Source organism: Bacteroides congonensis, assembly GCF_900130125.1.
Lineage (GTDB): Bacteria > Bacteroidota > Bacteroidia > Bacteroidales > Bacteroidaceae > Bacteroides > Bacteroides congonensis.
Genome location: NZ_FQXY01000011.1, coordinates 836,823 through 853,463 on the forward strand (window position 1 = coordinate 836,823; position 16,641 = coordinate 853,463).

The window sequence follows — 16,641 nt, forward strand, 5'->3', positions numbered from 1 at the left end:
TCAGTGTAATCCGCATTTAACTTTTTCTTGTAAAAACAATCTCTTTGTGTTGAAAACAAACAAGATTTAACTACCTTTGTTGGCTGTATAAGATTATTAATTACTTTTTAAATATAACAATGACAGAACAATTGAAAAAGAAGTTGAATGACTCCGCTCTGCTACGCTGGAGTGTTCTAGCATTGGTCGCGTTTACTATGTTATGCGGCTATTTCCTCACCGACGTAATGTCTCCGCTAAAGCCCATGCTCGAGAAAGAATTATTATGGGACAGCCTTGATTACGGTTTCTTCACAAGTGCTTATGGTTGGTTTAATGTATTCCTGGTGATGCTTATTTTGGGTGGTATCATTTTGGATAAGATGGGTGTCCGTTTTACCGGAATGGGAGCTTGTCTGTTGATGGTACTGGGCTGCGGATTAAAATATTATGCGGTTTCGACTACATTCCCGGAAGGAGCTATGCTTTTCGGATTCAAGATGCAGGTTACTTTGGCGGCATTGGGATATGCTATTTTCGGAGTTGGTGTGGAGATTGCGGGTATCACTGTTTCCAAGATTATTGTGAAGTGGTTCAAAGGCAAGGAAATGGCGTTGGCCATGGGACTTGAAATGGCTACGGCACGTATCGGAACAACCCTGGCAATGGTGATGACAGTACCTTTGGCAGACTTCTTCGGATATACGGACGAGAGTGGGGCGTTCCATACTAATATTCCTGCTCCGATTCTGTTTTGTCTGATTATGTTGTGTGTAGGTACGATTGCTTTCTTCATTTATACTTTCTATGACAAGAAGTTGGATGCATCTTTGGACGCAGAGGGGCTGGAGCCTGAAGAGCCGTTCCGCATGAAAGATATTGTCTATATTATCACGAATAAGGGATTTTGGCTGATTGCGTTATTGTGCGTATTGTTCTATTCGGCAGTATTTCCGTTTATCAAGTATGCGGCGGATTTGATGGTGCAGAAATACAATGTAGATCCGAAACTGGCAGGAACAATCCCCGGACTGTTGCCGATTGGCGCTATTATATTGACTCCGTTGTTCGGTTCGCTCTATGACCGTATCGGTAAGGGAGCTACGTTGATGGTGATTGGCTCTGTCATGTTGATTTTCGTGCATACGATGTTTGCTTTGCCTATTTTGAATATATGGTGGTTTGCTACCATTATTATGATTATCCTGGGTTTTGCCTTCTCACTAGTGCCTTCGGCTATGTGGCCTTCTGTTCCGAAGATTATCCCGGAAAAACAGTTGGGTACGGCTTACGCTCTGATCTTTTGGGTACAGAACTGGGGATTGATGGGTGTACCTTTGTTGATCGGATGGGTGTTGAACTCTTACTGCAAAGGCCCGGTGATAGACGGCGCACAAACCTATGATTATACGCTGCCCATGAGTATTTTTGCTCTCTTTGGTGTATTGGCTTTGATTGTTGCTTTGATGCTGAAAGCAGAAAACAAGAAGAAAGGCTACGGTTTGGAAGAAGCAAATATTCAGAAGTAAAAAAACTATGGCTGCCAAAGAGAAAATAAACCTGCTTGAGGTTATTCCCTGTCGCAGTGAACATATTACAGCAGAACGGGAAGGGGAGACTATTGTGCTCTCCTTTCCCCGTTTCAAGTATCCGTGGATGCAACGTTTCCTTGTGCCGAAAGGAATGTCGAAAGATCATCATGTGCATTTGGAAGAACACGGTACGGCTGTATGGGAACTGATAGACGGGAAGCGTACGGTTCGTGAGATTATAGAAAAACTCGCAGACCATTTTCAGGATGAAGCGGGCTACGAGTCGCGTATATCTGCTTATCTTTTTCAGATGCAGAAAGATGGATTTGTAAAACTAATGACGCCGGTCTTATAAATGGAAATTTAATTTAGACATAAGAACAAAAGAACATAAAAACTGCGCTTGGAAAATTATTTCTGCCGGTCATTAAACTACTACTGTTTCATTTTTTGTTCTTATGTTCTTCTGTTTAAAAAGAAATTTATTATTCTGTCTGCAAAAAAAATATCATTTATTTGATGAATACAGCCCACAATATTACGGCAGTTGCAATCAGTGCACCCATGATGATAAGTGTTCCCCATACGAAATAGTTACTGTCCTTCTCCTTTTTCTTTTCGGAGTCTTTGATGATGCGTCCCATTTCTTCCGGGGTAGTGTCGGGCAGTGAGTAATGATCGTTGGCCTGGTTCATATGCTTCAACTTCTCACTGGTGCGTTCGCGCCGTAGGCGGGATGCTTCCCGCCCTTCGCTTAACCGGCGTATCATGTCGAGCATATGTCCTTCACCGCCCATATTCTTTGCTTTTTAAAGGTTCTTTATTTGCCTTCTTCTCTGTCCACTTTAAGCAATCCGCCTGTATTCGGGTCGAAATACACTTTGATGGTAGAGTTCTTGTTGAACAATACCGGAGCCAAATATTCAATTATACCGAATTGAGTGACAGGAAGTTCACCTTCGTATAGCTTTTTCTTCCCATCAGTCAGGGTAACCATTGCTTGTCCCGGTACGTTGTAAGCAATCCCGTCCAGATCTTTCTTTTTCTTTCCGTCCTCTTGTGGCATCTTGACAGTCTTCAAGTCTTTCAGGCTGATATAGAACGGAGTTCCCGCTAAGTCATTGTTGGCAACCACACCCAGCTTCTTGGAGAAGCGGAAAGCCACTTCATTATTAAACTCCTTGTCAGGAGTGAGACGAACGGTGAATGTCTTTTCTTCCTTGTCCTGTATGCCGGAAAACATTTTGGTCATGGCATCTTCCTGCACATTCAGATTGTCAAGCATGATTTTAAGCTGTGCGCCGTCCGACGGCATATTGTCTGCCTGTCCGCGTAATAAGGCATTTTTGCTTTCACGGATATTGTAGATTTCTTTGGCAACCAATTCCGCCATCTTGGCGGTAGAGCTTGCCATCAGTATTTCCTCGGTCAGAAAGTCGCGGGGATTCGCGCTCTTCTGGAGAGCGGGAGCGGTTGGGGAGCTTTTCTTCGTGGAGTTGTTTTGGCTGTAAGGCACGTTGATAGATTTCACTATGCCGTCTTCGGTCAGTTCCATAAGAGGAGCTACTGTTTTATCCTTCAACTTTACGAAGTAAGTAGCTTCGCTGTTCGGTACTCCTACCGATTTCACTTTTACACTGGTCAGTTCCCAGTACGTTTCGGGATCAGCGGATACATTGTTCAATCTCAAATAGCGGTCAGCATATTTGCTGAATTCACCCGGAGTATAGTTGACTTTATTGGCTTTTATCTCTAGTTCTATTTGAGTTTTGGGAAGGCTGTATACGACTCCATAGTCCTTTCCACGGGTGACGCCTGTCAGTACTTCGGTTTGTGCATAAGCGGAAGTTGCCATAAGTAGGCCCGCTGCTATAATCAACTTTTTCATATTCGGTTCTCTTTTAACTGGTTTTGAAAACAAAGTTAATGAAGTTATTGAAAAAACTGTAAGTTCTTAACTTTTATTCGCTTACAAGTCGCCAGGCTGTGGGCAGGCAGGTGATAATATCACTTGCTATCAGTCCGATCATTCCTTGCTTCTTTTGGGCAATATCTCCGGCTAGTCCGTGGATATAAGTGCCAATTTTAGCAGCTTCTTCGGTGGGATAGCCTTGTGCCAGTAAGGCAAGGATAACCCCGGTCAGAACATCGCCGCTGCCACCGGTTGCCATTCCCGGGTTTCCTGTCGGGTTGAAGTAACATTTGCCTTCAGGAGTGATTATGGCAGAGTAAGCACCTTTCAGTATAATGTGGACGTGTGCTGCACGAGCCAGTTCGCAGGCTTTCATCAGACGTTCGTAAGAATCCTGGCATTTGCCGGTCAGGCGTTCCAACTCCTTCGGATGAGGAGTGAGGATAGAACCTTTCGGCAGGTGTGTAAGTGTGTGGCGGTGGTTAGCAAGAATGTTCAGTGCGTCGGCATCCAGTACAACGGGAGTTTGGCAATGTTCCAATTGCTCGATAAGGGCAGCTTCCGTTTCTTCATTCCGTCCCAGTCCCGGGCCGATGCCGACCGCTTGATAATCGTCAGTGTCGGTAGGTACGGCAAAGTAGTTCTCACTAGCGTCTGTCTCTACCATTGCTTCGGGTGCGGAAGTTTGCAGAATGTCGTTGTTGCATATCGGAGCGTGCACGGTGAGCAATCCTACACCGGAGCGCAGACAAGCACGGGCAGCCAATACGGATGCACCCGCCATCCCTTTCGAACCGGCTATCAGCAACGCGTGACCGAAATTTCCTTTATGGGCGAATTGCTTGCGGGGCTTGATAAGCGAATGGATTTCTTCAATCTCCAACATTTCGTAGTTTGTTTCCGTCTCTTCGATTCCCTCTTCGCTCAACTGAATGTCCAATAATTCCCATTCGCCTACGAATTCAGTATTTTCTGCAAAAAGGAAAGCTAGTTTCGGCAGTTGCAGACTGAAAGTAACGTCTGCACAGATAATATTGCTTTTTACATTGAATGTATTTTCTTCTCCCATCAGCCCGGAAGGAATGTCGATGGCTACTACCATGGCAGGAGAAGCATTAATATATTTCACCACGGCTGCGAACCCGCCACTTAACGGCTTGTTCAGTCCCGAACCGAATAATCCGTCAATCACTAAATGGTCGGGTGTCAGAACGGGCGGTACAAACTGTGTACTGATTTCATGGAATGTAACTTCTTCCATCATTTCCACCAGTTCCTTATTTGTCTGGCAGTCAGGCGAAAGATTTCCTTTTGTATTAAAGAGATATACTTCCGTTTTATATCCTTTTTCAGCCATCATGCGGGCTACGGCAAGGGCATCTCCGCCATTATTCCCCGGCCCGGCAAAGATAGTGACGGGTGTTTCCGTCCCCCATCTGTCCGTGATAGCTTTGGTTAGTACTGTTGCCGCACGTTCCATCAGGTCGATTGATGCAATCGGTTCGTGCTCAATGGTATAAGCGTCCAATTTCTTGATACTGCTACTTGGAAATATTTTCATTACAATGTTCTTTTAGTTTTCGAACTACAAATGTACATGATTCTTCTGACTTTTCCCGTTTGTTGTGGGAAGAAAACTTGTTAATCATGGTTGGATAGGGCATGGGATATTGCTGATAAGTTATTATTTATCTATTGGTAGACTAGACAAATCAATACTTAGTTCATGTCCGTTATGCTTTTGAGCTAATTCTGCTATGTGAATTATCAACTCAAACAATGAGAAAAGTAGAATAGTGTTACTACGATAATAGGAAAAATAGGGGCAAGCTACTCTTGCAAACAAGAGTAGCTTGCCCCTATTTTTATATCGTTTGTATCTTTATCAGAGGAGAATAATATATTAATCGATGTATTGTTTGATTTGCTCCACTGGTATTGACAATTGTTTGGATATCTCTTCAACCGATGTCCCATTGTTGCAGAGCATCTTGACCATTGAACGAATCACCTGTTCTTTCTGCTCGATCACCTGCTTGCTCTGCTCAATCACCTGCTTGCTCTGCTCAATCACCTGTTCTTTCTGCTCGATCACCTGCTCTTTCTGCTCAATTTCCTGCTCTTTCTGCTCAATTTCCTTATTCTTCATCATAATTGTTGTATCCCTGTCCTCAATTTCAGAAAGAATCTCGTCTTCTATCTCCATGGCACGACGCACGTCGGGTGCGGCGGCAGCCTTCAGCAGGCGATGAACAACATACTTCACTTCATCATCAAGATGCTCATCGTTAATTTCCAGATAGTGTTCGCTATCAGCCTGCCGGTATTCCTGATCGAATACACTCAACAAACGTTCGAGGCGGTTACGGGTTCGACCGGTGAGAAAAGGAATCTGTACGATGATGCTGTCATGAGTCAGACTCTCTATGAAGGGATCGGGAGAAGGAAGAGGATTGTCGTCATAATCCAGATAGCGGCGACGTACGTAAACCACCGGCTCGGTAAGGTCACCCAAGGGATGTCCCAGAATGTAGATAGAGATGATGGGCAAACCGTAGGTTCGTCTTTGTCCATGCTCGTTCTTTTCTTCGATAATGTTCTCCTTGTTGAGATACTGTGTGCCCAGGTACTGGCGGAAGCGCAAGGTTTCAGTGATGAGCCAGGTCTTTTGCAGTTCGATGAGGACAAGGTGTTCCGAACCGTCGTTCTCACGAATCTTTGCTGAGAAGTCTATACGAAAGAGTGAGATGCGCGTATGTTCCATGGAAGTATACTCGTGGCGGCGCATTTCAAGGTCTATGATATCCTTTTTGAGCAATGCGGAAAGAAATATCTTGGCGACTTTCTTGTCTTCCATCAGGAATTTGAAGACGGCGTCGTAAATGGGATTGGCGATGATAGTCATATTGCTTACAGTTTAATAATTAAGCAAATATACTTCTTTTATTTGATTAATGAGAGGATGGAAAGGTTAAATTCTTCTATCGGGAAGGAACTATTTGAATAGTCATGCTATAATCCGGTTTCAGTCGTTTCAGTTTTTCAAGTTAGATGGTGTATCTATATATTCAGCGTAGTAGGTATATATACTCACCGCGTTGGTTCTATATGTTCAACAAGCGGGGGATATAGATTCATCACGCGGGTAAAAGTGGATGGCACGTGGACTCAGGGTTGTTTACCTGTCGGCTGAAACTTATCGGGACGTGGGCTGAACCGAACAGAGCCTCTATCTTGGTGAAACAGAGGCTCTGTTTTAATGAAATGCAAGCTCCGTTTCGCTAAAACAGAACCTTTGTTACAAGTAGATATAGTATCATAAGAGGAATTAAAATTGTACACTTTTGCATTCAGGTTTGCTTTCAGGAAAAACCTTCGATGAAAAGGAGCTTTTTTGAAGAACTGAAAGCTGAAAGCGTTTTGTTCTTTTACTATTTAGTAGTAGACTTGAGTGGAACAAGTACTAAACTCAATGAAAAGATGTAGGAGACTTGAGCAAGTCAAGTATATCATTCTATTTACTTCAGTACTGGTTTGAACAAGTTCATCTACACATCGTTTTATTTCTTACCCCTATAGAAATGGACAGACTTTTGCGACGTAAGCTTTTGATTATTTGTATTTTTCGAGAAAAATGTTATCTTTGTAAGTAGGTAATGCGAATAACATTATTTTCCTATGCTCACAATGATTAAATCATAAATAATAGATTGTTTAATCTTTAAAAGTTTGCATTATGGAAAAGACTAGGATTGGTTTGAATGCAGGAAAAGTATGGCGCATCTTAAATGAAAAGGGTGAACTTTCAATGTTCGATTTGTGCCGTGAGTTAGGTTTGACCTTTGAAGACGTAGCTCTTGCTATCGGTTGGCTAGCTAGAGAAAGCAAAGTTTTTCTGAGAAAAAGGGAAGGAATGCTCTTTGCCAGTATCGAAAATGTCGAATTTACTTTTGGCTAAAGTGACGACTAATTTACATTTAAGGTGGAACTCCACTTGATTATTTACGTTGTTGAAAATTTAATGAGGTGGATATGTAGGAGTATTTGCGCCTGAAATATTATTATTCCCTATCTTCTACTAGTCTTTTCGTAGTTCATTCTTTTCTCTTGATATTCATTCTGTGAATTATAAAACGAGCCGGTATTCACTACTGAACAAGGATAGAGAGTTATAACGCCTGCGTTTCTTGACGTGGGCTTAACTTTATTGTTTAGTAGGGCATTCCAGAGTCTCAAGTTGTGATAAAGTTCGGTTCCACGTCATTTTCTCGGTGAAAAAAATGGTTTAGGTTCTATCGATACGAATAAGATTGCAGAAAGTGGATGGGCAAATAAAGTAGCATGTAAACCAGGGTATGCATATATTATCAAATATATATATAACTATAATGGCGTACAAGAGGAACGTTATACAGGCATTTATGTAGTTAGAAATATTTCCAGTACATCCGGTGGCATTATGGGAGTCGAAATTCAATATTGTACCTTTATTCCAGGTAAAGGTTGGAATCAGTAAAGCCTCTATTGGGATACTGATTGTAATTAACTCTTTCATTATAATTAACGAAGATTTTTAAATCTACAAACCTGTCAAAAGTCATCACTACAGGCTTTTGACATGTTCTCTATTTTTCCTACCTTTGCGCCCCATAAACTACTAAAACACATAAATTCATGAGTGCATTGAAAGGGCATCCGAAAGGCCTTTATCTGATTTTCGCGACCAGCACGGCAGAACGTTTCAGTTATTACGGAATGCGTGCCATCTTTATTCTTTTCCTGACGCAGGCATTATTGTTTGACAAGGAAGCTGCGGCATCTATCTACGGTAGCTATACCGGATTAGTTTATCTGACCCCCTTGATTGGCGGATACATTGCCGATAAATACTGGGGTATCCGTCGTTCCGTTTTCTGGGGAGCGATGATGATGGCAGTGGGGCAGTTCCTTATGTTTATGAGTGCTTCCACGCTGAATAATACCGGACTGGCGCATTGGCTGATGTACGGCGGACTCGGATTTCTGATTTTGGGCAACGGCTGTTTCAAGCCTACCGTTTCCTCTTTGGTGGGACAACTCTATGAGCCGGGAGACAAGCGGTTGGATGCGGCATATACCATCTTCTATATGGGAGTGAATGTCGGTTCTTTCGCTGCTCCGTTGATTTGCGGTTATTTGGGAGATACGGGAGATCCTCACGATTTTAAATGGGGATTCCTTGCAGCCGGAATCATGACACTGTTTACCGTCGTACTTTTCGAAACTCAAAAGAACAAATACCTTTTCTCACCGTCCGGAGAACCTATCGGCATTATCCCCGACGCCAAGCGTGAAAAGAAAGAAGATAAAGCCGGGCACATCTCCCACCCGAAAATGGACACACGGACTAAAGTCCGCAATGCCGTCATAATAACGATATTAACTGCCGTCCTGCTGTCATTCTTCGGCTACATCTTTAGCGGTGACTGGATTAGTGTAGGTATCTTCACGGCTTGTATCGTATTCCCGGTACTCATCCTGTTGGACGGCTCGCTGACTAAGATAGAACGCAGCCGTATCTTCGTAATCTATATCGTAGCCTTTTTCGTCATATTCTTTTGGGCAGCCTACGAACAGGCAGGAGCATCCTTGACGCTTTTTGCGTCTGAGCAAACCAACCGCGATATTCTCGGCTGGGAAATGCCGGCTTCCTGGTTCCAGTCTTTCAATCCGCTATTCGTGGTTGTATTGGCTTATATCATGCCGGGCGTATGGAGCTTCCTGAACAAACGAAAGATGGAACCGGCTTCTCCGACCAAACAAGCCATCGGTCTTTTACTGCTCTCTTTGGGATACCTTTTCATTTGCTTTGGAGTGAAAGATGCCGTTCCCGGAGTAAAAGTAAGCATGATTTGGCTGACCGGACTTTACTTCATTCATACGATGGGTGAAATCGCCCTGTCACCTATCGGACTTTCTATGGTTAACAAATTGAGCCCGTTGCGTTTCGCATCCCTGATGATGGGAATTTGGTACCTCTCTACCGCCACAGCCAACAAGTTTGCAGGTATGTTGAGCGGGCTTTATCCCGAAGATGGAAAGGTGAAAACAATCCTGGGTTATCAGATTGCAACAATGTATGACTTCTTCATGGTATTCGTCGTAATGTCAGGTGTCGCTTCACTGATTCTGTTCCTTCTTTCGAAGAAATTACAGAAGATGATGCACGGGGTAGAATAAAAAATTGTATTTTTGCGACAACTTTTTTAAAATTACCGGTTATGGATACCATTCAGATAAAAGACAAACTATTTACCGTTTCTATTAAGGAACAAGATATTCAGAAAGAAGTGATTCGCGTAGCGAACGAAATTAACCGCGATTTGGCAGGTAAGAATCCGCTTTTCCTTAGTGTGTTGAACGGTTCATTCATGTTTACCGCCGATTTGTTGAAGCATATCACAATCCCCTGTGAAATCTCATTCGTCAAGCTGGCTTCTTATCAGGGAGTCACTTCCACCGGAGTGATTAAGGAAGTAATCGGCCTGAATGAGGACATTGCCGGACGTACGGTTGTCATTGTGGAAGATATTGTGGATACGGGACTGACTATGCAACGCCTGTTGGATACACTAGGTACACGCAATCCCGCCGAAATCCATATCGCTTCCCTGTTGGTGAAACCGGAAAAACTAAAAGTAGCCTTGAATATTGAATATGTAGCGATGGAGATTCCGAATGACTTTATCGTAGGTTACGGACTGGACTATGACGGCTTCGGACGTAATTATCCCGACATTTATACAGTAGTAGATTAAATTCAAATACAAATTAATTTTTAGGTAAAAAAGATGTTGAATATTGTAATTTTCGGTGCTCCGGGTTCAGGAAAAGGAACGCAGAGCGAACGTATTGTAGAAAAGTATGGAATCAACCACATCTCGACAGGAGATGTATTGCGTGCAGAAATCAAGAACGGCACAGAACTGGGTAAAACTGCTAAAGGATACATCGACCAAGGTCAATTGATTCCTGACGAACTGATGATTGATATTCTGGCAAGCGTATTCGATAGCTTCAAAGATAGCAAAGGTGTAATTTTCGACGGTTTCCCGAGAACAATTGCACAGGCGGAAGCATTAAAGAAAATGTTGGCTGAAAGAGGACAGGATGTTTCTGTTATGGTAGACCTCGATGTTCCTGAAGAAGAACTGATGGTGCGTCTTATCAAACGTGGCAAAGACTCCGGTCGTGCGGATGACAACGAAGAGACTATTAAAAAACGCCTGCATGTATATCATTCACAGACTGCCCCGCTGATTGACTGGTACAAGAACGAAGAGAAATACCAGCACATCAACGGTTTGGGTACTATGGAAGGTATCTTTGCAGAAATCTGCGAAGCAGTAGACAAATTGTAATAATAAACAGATAGGTCAGTGGCCGGAGTATCTCGCTTTGGTTACTGACCATTTTAACTTACTAAAAGAATATGGCTGAATCGAATTTTGTTGATTACGTAAAGATATACTGTCGCTCGGGTAAGGGCGGAAGAGGCTCTACGCACATGAGGCGCGAGAAATATTGTCCTAACGGAGGGCCCGACGGGGGCGATGGCGGAAGAGGAGGTCATATCATCCTGCGCGGTAACCGTAACTACTGGACATTGCTTCACCTGAAGTATGACCGTCACGCAATGGCAGGCCATGGCGAATCGGGAAGTAAAGGACGCAGCTTCGGAAAAGACGGCGCGGATAAAATAATAGAAGTACCCTGCGGAACGGTGGTCTATAATGCCGAAACCGGAGAGTATCTTTGTGATGTGACGGAAGACGGACAGGAAGTGATCTTGCTCAAAGGCGGTCGCGGCGGTCAGGGTAACAGCCATTTCAAAACGGCAACCCGTCAGGCTCCGCGTTTTGCACAGCCGGGAGAACCGATGCAGGAAATGACCGTTATCATGGAGTTGAAGCTGCTTGCCGATGTCGGCCTGGTAGGTTTCCCAAATGCGGGAAAGTCTACATTGCTTTCTTCCATTTCGGCGGCAAAACCGAAAATAGCCGATTATCCGTTTACTACTCTAGAACCGAATTTAGGTATCGTTTCCTATCACGGCGGAAAATCTTTCGTGATGGCGGATATACCGGGAATTATTGAGGGAGCCAGCCAGGGTAAAGGCTTGGGACTGCGTTTCCTGCGTCATATCGAACGTAACTCATTACTGCTGTTCATGGTTCCGGCAGACAGCGACGATATTCGTAAAGAATACGATATCCTGCTGAACGAACTGCGTACCTTCAATCCTGAAATGCTGGACAAACAACGTGTGTTGGCTATCACCAAGAGCGATATGCTCGACCAGGAATTGATGGACGAGATTGAACCTACATTGCCGGAAGGCATACCTCATATATTCATATCTTCTGTTTCCGGTTTGGGAATCTCCGAGTTGAAAGATATCCTGTGGGCGGAGCTGAACAAGGAAAGCAACAAGATAGAAGCAATCGTTCACCGTCCGAAAGACGTGACCCGTCTGCAACAGGAACTCAAGGACATGGGCGAAGATGAAGACATCGACTATGAATATGACGACGATGTTGACAGTGATGACGATGATTTCGACTATGAATACGAAGAAGAAGATTGGGAAGATAAATGATTTCACTCACTAAAGACAAGGTGCTGATGGGGTATGAGTTGCTGAAAGCGTACCCCGAAGTAGCTCATTTCGTCACTACACGTCATGGCGGTATCAGTGGAGGGACGTATGCCTCGTTCAATTGCTCGCCTTATACGAATGACTCGTGTATGAACGTCAATCACAATCAGTTTGTGCTATTCCAACATATGGAACATCAGATTAGGGAATTGTTTATTCCGGAACAGATACATGGTTGCGATAGTCTGATAATCGATGAATCTTTTCTAAGGAATAATTCGTTGGAAACGAGACGGGCTCTTTTGGCAGGAATGGACGCATTGATTACCGATGTGCCCGGATTCTGTATCTGTGTCACGACTGCGGATTGCGTGCCTGTACTGCTGTACGATAGAAAGCACCGGGTGGTAGCCGCTGTCCATGCCGGATGGAAAGGGACAGTGAAGCGTATTGTCAGCTATGTGATGCGGCTTATGAAACGGAATTTCGATACGCGGGGTGAAGATTTGGTAGCTTGCATCGGTCCGAGCATTTCGCTTGAATCCTTTGAAGTGGGCAATGAGGTTTATGAAATCTTTGAAGAAAACGGCTTCGATATGTCTGCCATCTCTATTAAAAAGAAGGAGACAGGCAAATATCATATCGACTTGTGGGAAGCAAACCGGATTGAACTGCTTGATGCGGGAGTTCCTGCCGGGCAGATTGAAGTGGCGGGTGTCTGCACCTATATTCATCATGATGAATTCTTTTCGGCACGCAGGCTGGGTATTAATTCCGGTCGCATATTGTCGGGAATCATGATTAGAAAGTAAGATTCGATGTCTGCAACCCTTGTTCTTTTGACGCCGGTAATTAGTTTATGACAAGTTATGTTTGAAATAAAAGTATCTCAGGAAATAAAGAATGCCTGCCCGGTTTTTGCCGGAGCAGCCGTATATGCGGCAGTGAAGAACACCGCTTACTGCGAAGGTCTTTGGAAGGAAATCAATGCTTTCACCGAACAACTGACTGCCGCTACGCAAATGGAAGATATTAAACGTCAGCCGGTGATTGTGGCCACCCGCGAAGCCTACAAGCGTTGCGGGAAAGACCCGGGACGTTACCGCCCGTCGGCAGAGGCTTTGCGCCGCCGCCTGATGCGTGGAATTCCTTTATATCAGATTGATACGTTGGTAGACCTTATCAATCTGGTGTCTCTCCGCACAGGACACTCTATCGGCGGTTTCGATGCCGATAAGATACAAGGCACGCATCTCGAACTTGGTATCGGCAAAGCGGAAGAACCTTTCGAAGGTATCGGACGCGGAATCTTGAATATCGAAGGACTGCCCGTCTATCGTGATTCTTTTGGCGGCATCGGAACGCCTACAAGCGACCATGAACGTACGAAGATGGATATCGGAACGACTCATATTCTTGCTATCGTCAACGGTTACAATGGAAAAGAAGGTTTGAAGGAAGCTGCTGAAATGATTCAGTCCTTGTTGAGGGACTATGCGGAATCGGATGGCGGTGAACTTTTATTCTTCGAATAATCAGCTCTGCCTGAGCTGCAAAAAGAAAAAATACATGAAGAACATACTTATTTCACTTACAGTTTTATTATTGTCTGTTATCATCAACGCGCAGAATAAATCTCCTTTTTCTGCCAGGGAGATAAAAGATGTCCGGGTGGCTACTCCCGGATTATTTGCTAAAAGCAATCATCTTTACTTGCATCTGGATTCTTTGCAGGAACATGAATATGCCTTTCCATTGCCCGGAGGTAAAGTAATCTCTGCCTACGGAACTCGTGGGGGACATTCGGGCGCAGATATCAAGACTTGCGCGAAAGATACGATTCGTGCTGCTTTCGACGGCATAGTGCGTATGTCCAAACCCTATTATGCGTATGGAAACCTGGTTGTCATACGCCACCCCAACGGACTGGAAACTCTTTACAGCCATAACTTCAAGAACCTCGTCCAAAGCGGCGATACCGTAAAAGCCGGACAGCCTGTCGGACTGACGGGACGTACCGGTCGTGCCACGACGGAGCATCTACACTTCGAAACCCGTATCAACGGACAGCACTTCAACCCGAACCTTATCTTCGATATGAAGGAAAAGACCTTGCGTAAAGGATGCGTCAAGTGTACGAAAAACGGGAATGGGATTGTAGTGAAAACACACATACCCGATAATCGCGTTGCACAGAATAAAAAGTAACATCTATATTCGATAAACTTGCAATTTTTGATTAATTTGCATTTCTTTGTGTGATTGTTCAAACACTAATAACTAACCCCCATATATGACTACTTATGAAGAACAACAAGATTTATTTTTTAGGAGCTTGTCTTCTGTGCGTTACAACCGTATTCTCACAAAATATTAATTTACAACCTGTTCCCCAACAATTTACTGTTCAGGATAAGAATATAGACTTACCTTCCACCTATCTGCTGACCGGTGAAGAAGAAGCTAATCCTCACGCGGTAAAAGCCCTGCAAGAATTACTTTCGGACAAACAGAGCGGCAAGAATGGGCTTCGTATTTATATCGGCGAAAAAGACGATAAGAGTGTGCGTAAATACAAACATCTGATTCCCAAACACGATGAAGGATACTATCTTGCCATCAATGATAAAGAAATTGTCCTGGCAGGAAATGACGAGCGGGGCACCTACTATGCCTTGCAGACTTTTGCCCGACTATTGAAAAATGGAAAACTGGCAGAAATAGAAATAAAGGATTATCCTTCCATCCGTTACCGTGGTGTAGTAGAAGGATTCTATGGAACTCCCTGGAGTCATCAGGCACGTCTTCGCCAATTGAAGTTTTATGGAGAGAATAAGATGAATACTTATATATACGGCCCGAAAGACGATCCGTATCATAGTGCCCCCAACTGGCGTCTGCCTTATCCTGAAAAGGAAGCTGTGCAGTTGCGGGAACTGGTAAAAGTAGCCGGCGAGAACGAAGTCGATTTTGTATGGGCCATCCATCCGGGACAGGACATCAAATGGAACCAGGAAGACCGGGATTTGCTGCTTGCCAAATTTGAGAAGATGTATCAGCTTGGTGTACGTTCGTTTGCCGTATTCTTTGATGACATTTCGGGCGAAGGAACGAATCCTCAGAAACAAGCGGAACTACTGAACTATATTGATGATAATTTCGTGAAAGTAAAGTCGGATGTGACTCCCCTTGTCATGTGTCCTACGGAATATAACAAAAGCTGGTCTAACCCGAAAGGCAATTATCTCACTACGCTTGGTGAGAAACTGAATCCTTCCATCCAAATAATGTGGACAGGCGACCGTGTCGTTTCGGATATTACCCGTGACGGCATCAACTGGATTAACGAACGTATCAAGCGCCCGGCCTATATTTGGTGGAACTTCCCTGTGTCCGATTATGTACGCGATCATTTGTTGCTCGGACAAGTTTACGGCAATGATACTTCAATAGCCAACGAGATGGCGGGATTTGTCACCAATCCGATGGAACATGCGGAAGCATCGAAGATTGCCATTTTCAGTGTAGCAAGTTACGCATGGAATCCGACTAAATACGATACGTGGAAAACATGGAAAGACGCTATCCGTAACATCCTGCCCGGAGCGGCTGCCGAACTGGAATGTTTTGCCATGCACAATTCCGACCTGGGCCCTAACGGACACGGTTACCGTCGGGAAGAATCTATGGATATCCAACCGGCTGTAGAACGTTTCCTCAAGGGTTATGTCAAAGACGGCAGTTATGAAAAGGCCGATTTTGAAACTTTGCAGAATACGTTTGAACGCATGGAAGAAGCGAGCGATATTCTGCTGACAAATACGGAGAACGAACCGCTTATTAAAGAAATTACTCCCTGGCTATATCAGTTCAAGCTGATGGGAGAACTAGGTGAAGAAGTCTTGAAGCTGGTGGTAGCCCAACAACAAGATTCACAACCTTATTTTTTACGTAAATATAATCATGTCAAGTCTTTGCAGCAGCAAATGTTCCATACCGATCAGAACTACAATCAGAATCCTTATCAGCCGGGAGTGAAGGTTGCTTCAAAGATTATCAAACCGTTGATTGATGAACTGTTTGTAACGGCTGTGAACCGCTATAATCAAAAGACTGGAAGCCAACTGGATGCTACCACAAATTACATGCCCCATAAGTTAGTTAGCAATGTGGAACAGATAAAGAATCTGCCATTGCAGGTTAAAGCTAGCCGGATACTTATCTCGCCGTCCAATGAAGTGGTGAGATGGGCAGCGGGAAATACTGTGGAAATAGAACTGGATAATGTTTATCCCGGAGAAAATATCGACATTAACTTTGGTAAAAAAGAACCCTGCACATGGGGACGTCTTGAAGTTTCCGCAAATGGCAAGGAATGGAAAGCAATAGAATTAGCACAGAAGGATGCCCGTCTATCTGCTAATCTGCAAAAAACTCCTGTCAAGTTTGTCCGGTTTACTAATATCAGCAATGAAGAGCAACAAGTCTATTTGCGCCAGTTCATTCTGACTGTTGAAAAGAAATAATCCTGTTATATAGAGAGCATTATTAAATAAAAAAGCTGTGTCCGGTTTTGAAAA

General features: G+C 43.9%; 15 protein-coding genes. 11 read left to right on the top strand and 4 right to left on the bottom strand.

All coding sequences use genetic code 11. The features are described from left to right. Positions 1–119 precede the first annotated feature (119 nt). Both BQ7997_RS20625 and BQ7997_RS20630 read left to right on the top strand, forming a co-directional pair. Entirely contained in the window at positions 120–1,508 is a 1,389-nt protein-coding gene (locus BQ7997_RS20625; protein ID WP_044656264.1) for an MFS transporter, read from the top strand. A 7-nt stretch (positions 1,509–1,515) separates the two neighbouring features. Further along, positions 1,516–1,866 carry a PqqD family protein gene (locus BQ7997_RS20630; protein WP_044656263.1) on the top strand — a complete coding sequence of 117 codons (351 nt, stop codon included), beginning with the start codon at positions 1,516–1,518 and terminating at the stop codon, positions 1,864–1,866. A 157-nt stretch (positions 1,867–2,023) separates the two neighbouring features. On the opposite strand, the gene BQ7997_RS20635 is transcribed toward BQ7997_RS20630, so the two are convergent. From BQ7997_RS20635 to BQ7997_RS20650, 4 genes are all read right to left on the bottom strand, one after another. Next, on the bottom strand, positions 2,024–2,308 hold the full coding sequence (locus BQ7997_RS20635) for a hypothetical protein (RefSeq protein WP_073347864.1): 285 nt from the start codon (positions 2,306–2,308) through the stop codon (positions 2,024–2,026). Positions 2,309–2,331: 23 nt separating this feature from the next. Beyond that, positions 2,332–3,399 carry a DUF4831 family protein gene (locus tag BQ7997_RS20640; RefSeq protein ID WP_044654908.1) on the bottom strand — a complete coding sequence of 356 codons (1,068 nt, stop codon included), beginning with the start codon at positions 3,397–3,399 and terminating at the stop codon, positions 2,332–2,334. Positions 3,400–3,472: 73 nt separating this feature from the next. Next, a complete protein-coding gene (locus tag BQ7997_RS20645; protein ID WP_073347865.1) occupies positions 3,473–4,984 on the bottom strand; it encodes a bifunctional ADP-dependent NAD(P)H-hydrate dehydratase/NAD(P)H-hydrate epimerase in 1,512 nt (503 codons plus the stop codon). A gap of 342 nt (positions 4,985–5,326) precedes the next feature. Then, positions 5,327–6,328 carry a hypothetical protein gene (locus BQ7997_RS20650; protein WP_073347866.1) on the bottom strand — a complete coding sequence of 334 codons (1,002 nt, stop codon included), beginning with the start codon at positions 6,326–6,328 and terminating at the stop codon, positions 5,327–5,329. Positions 6,329–7,156: 828 nt separating this feature from the next. Between BQ7997_RS20650 and BQ7997_RS20655 the strand changes: the two genes are divergently transcribed. From BQ7997_RS20655 to BQ7997_RS20695, 9 genes are all read left to right on the top strand, one after another. Continuing rightward, on the top strand, positions 7,157–7,381 hold the full coding sequence (locus BQ7997_RS20655; protein ID WP_085959208.1) for a winged helix-turn-helix domain-containing protein: 225 nt from the start codon (positions 7,157–7,159) through the stop codon (positions 7,379–7,381). Positions 7,382–8,097: 716 nt separating this feature from the next. Continuing rightward, positions 8,098–9,642, top strand: coding sequence for a peptide MFS transporter (locus BQ7997_RS20660; protein WP_073347867.1), 1,545 nt, complete (start codon positions 8,098–8,100; stop codon positions 9,640–9,642). A 41-nt stretch (positions 9,643–9,683) separates the two neighbouring features. Continuing rightward, the gene (gene hpt, locus BQ7997_RS20665) at positions 9,684–10,220 is read left to right on the top strand and encodes a hypoxanthine phosphoribosyltransferase (protein WP_044656189.1); all 537 of its coding nucleotides are present in this window, start codon (positions 9,684–9,686) and stop codon (positions 10,218–10,220) included. A 33-nt stretch (positions 10,221–10,253) separates the two neighbouring features. Further along, positions 10,254–10,823 carry an adenylate kinase gene (locus tag BQ7997_RS20670; RefSeq protein WP_044655680.1) on the top strand — a complete coding sequence of 190 codons (570 nt, stop codon included), beginning with the start codon at positions 10,254–10,256 and terminating at the stop codon, positions 10,821–10,823. Positions 10,824–10,894: 71 nt separating this feature from the next. Beyond that, entirely contained in the window at positions 10,895–12,061 is a 1,167-nt protein-coding gene (gene obgE / locus BQ7997_RS20675; protein WP_022137252.1) for a GTPase ObgE, read from the top strand. Beyond that, the gene (gene pgeF / locus BQ7997_RS20680; RefSeq protein WP_044654795.1) at positions 12,058–12,873 is read left to right on the top strand and encodes a peptidoglycan editing factor PgeF; all 816 of its coding nucleotides are present in this window, start codon (positions 12,058–12,060) and stop codon (positions 12,871–12,873) included. Before obgE ends, pgeF begins: the two co-directional genes overlap by 4 nt. Positions 12,874–12,930: 57 nt before the next feature. After that, positions 12,931–13,596, top strand: coding sequence for a B3/B4 domain-containing protein (locus tag BQ7997_RS20685; RefSeq protein ID WP_073347868.1), 666 nt, complete (start codon positions 12,931–12,933; stop codon positions 13,594–13,596). 34 nt (positions 13,597–13,630) lie between these two features. Continuing rightward, positions 13,631–14,269 (top strand): M23 family metallopeptidase, encoded by a 639-nt coding sequence (locus BQ7997_RS20690; RefSeq protein WP_073347869.1) that lies wholly within the window; start codon positions 13,631–13,633, stop codon positions 14,267–14,269. A 95-nt stretch (positions 14,270–14,364) separates the two neighbouring features. Then, the gene (locus tag BQ7997_RS20695; RefSeq protein WP_073347870.1) at positions 14,365–16,587 is read left to right on the top strand and encodes a beta-N-acetylglucosaminidase; all 2,223 of its coding nucleotides are present in this window, start codon (positions 14,365–14,367) and stop codon (positions 16,585–16,587) included. The last annotated feature ends 54 nt before the right edge of the window (positions 16,588–16,641 follow it).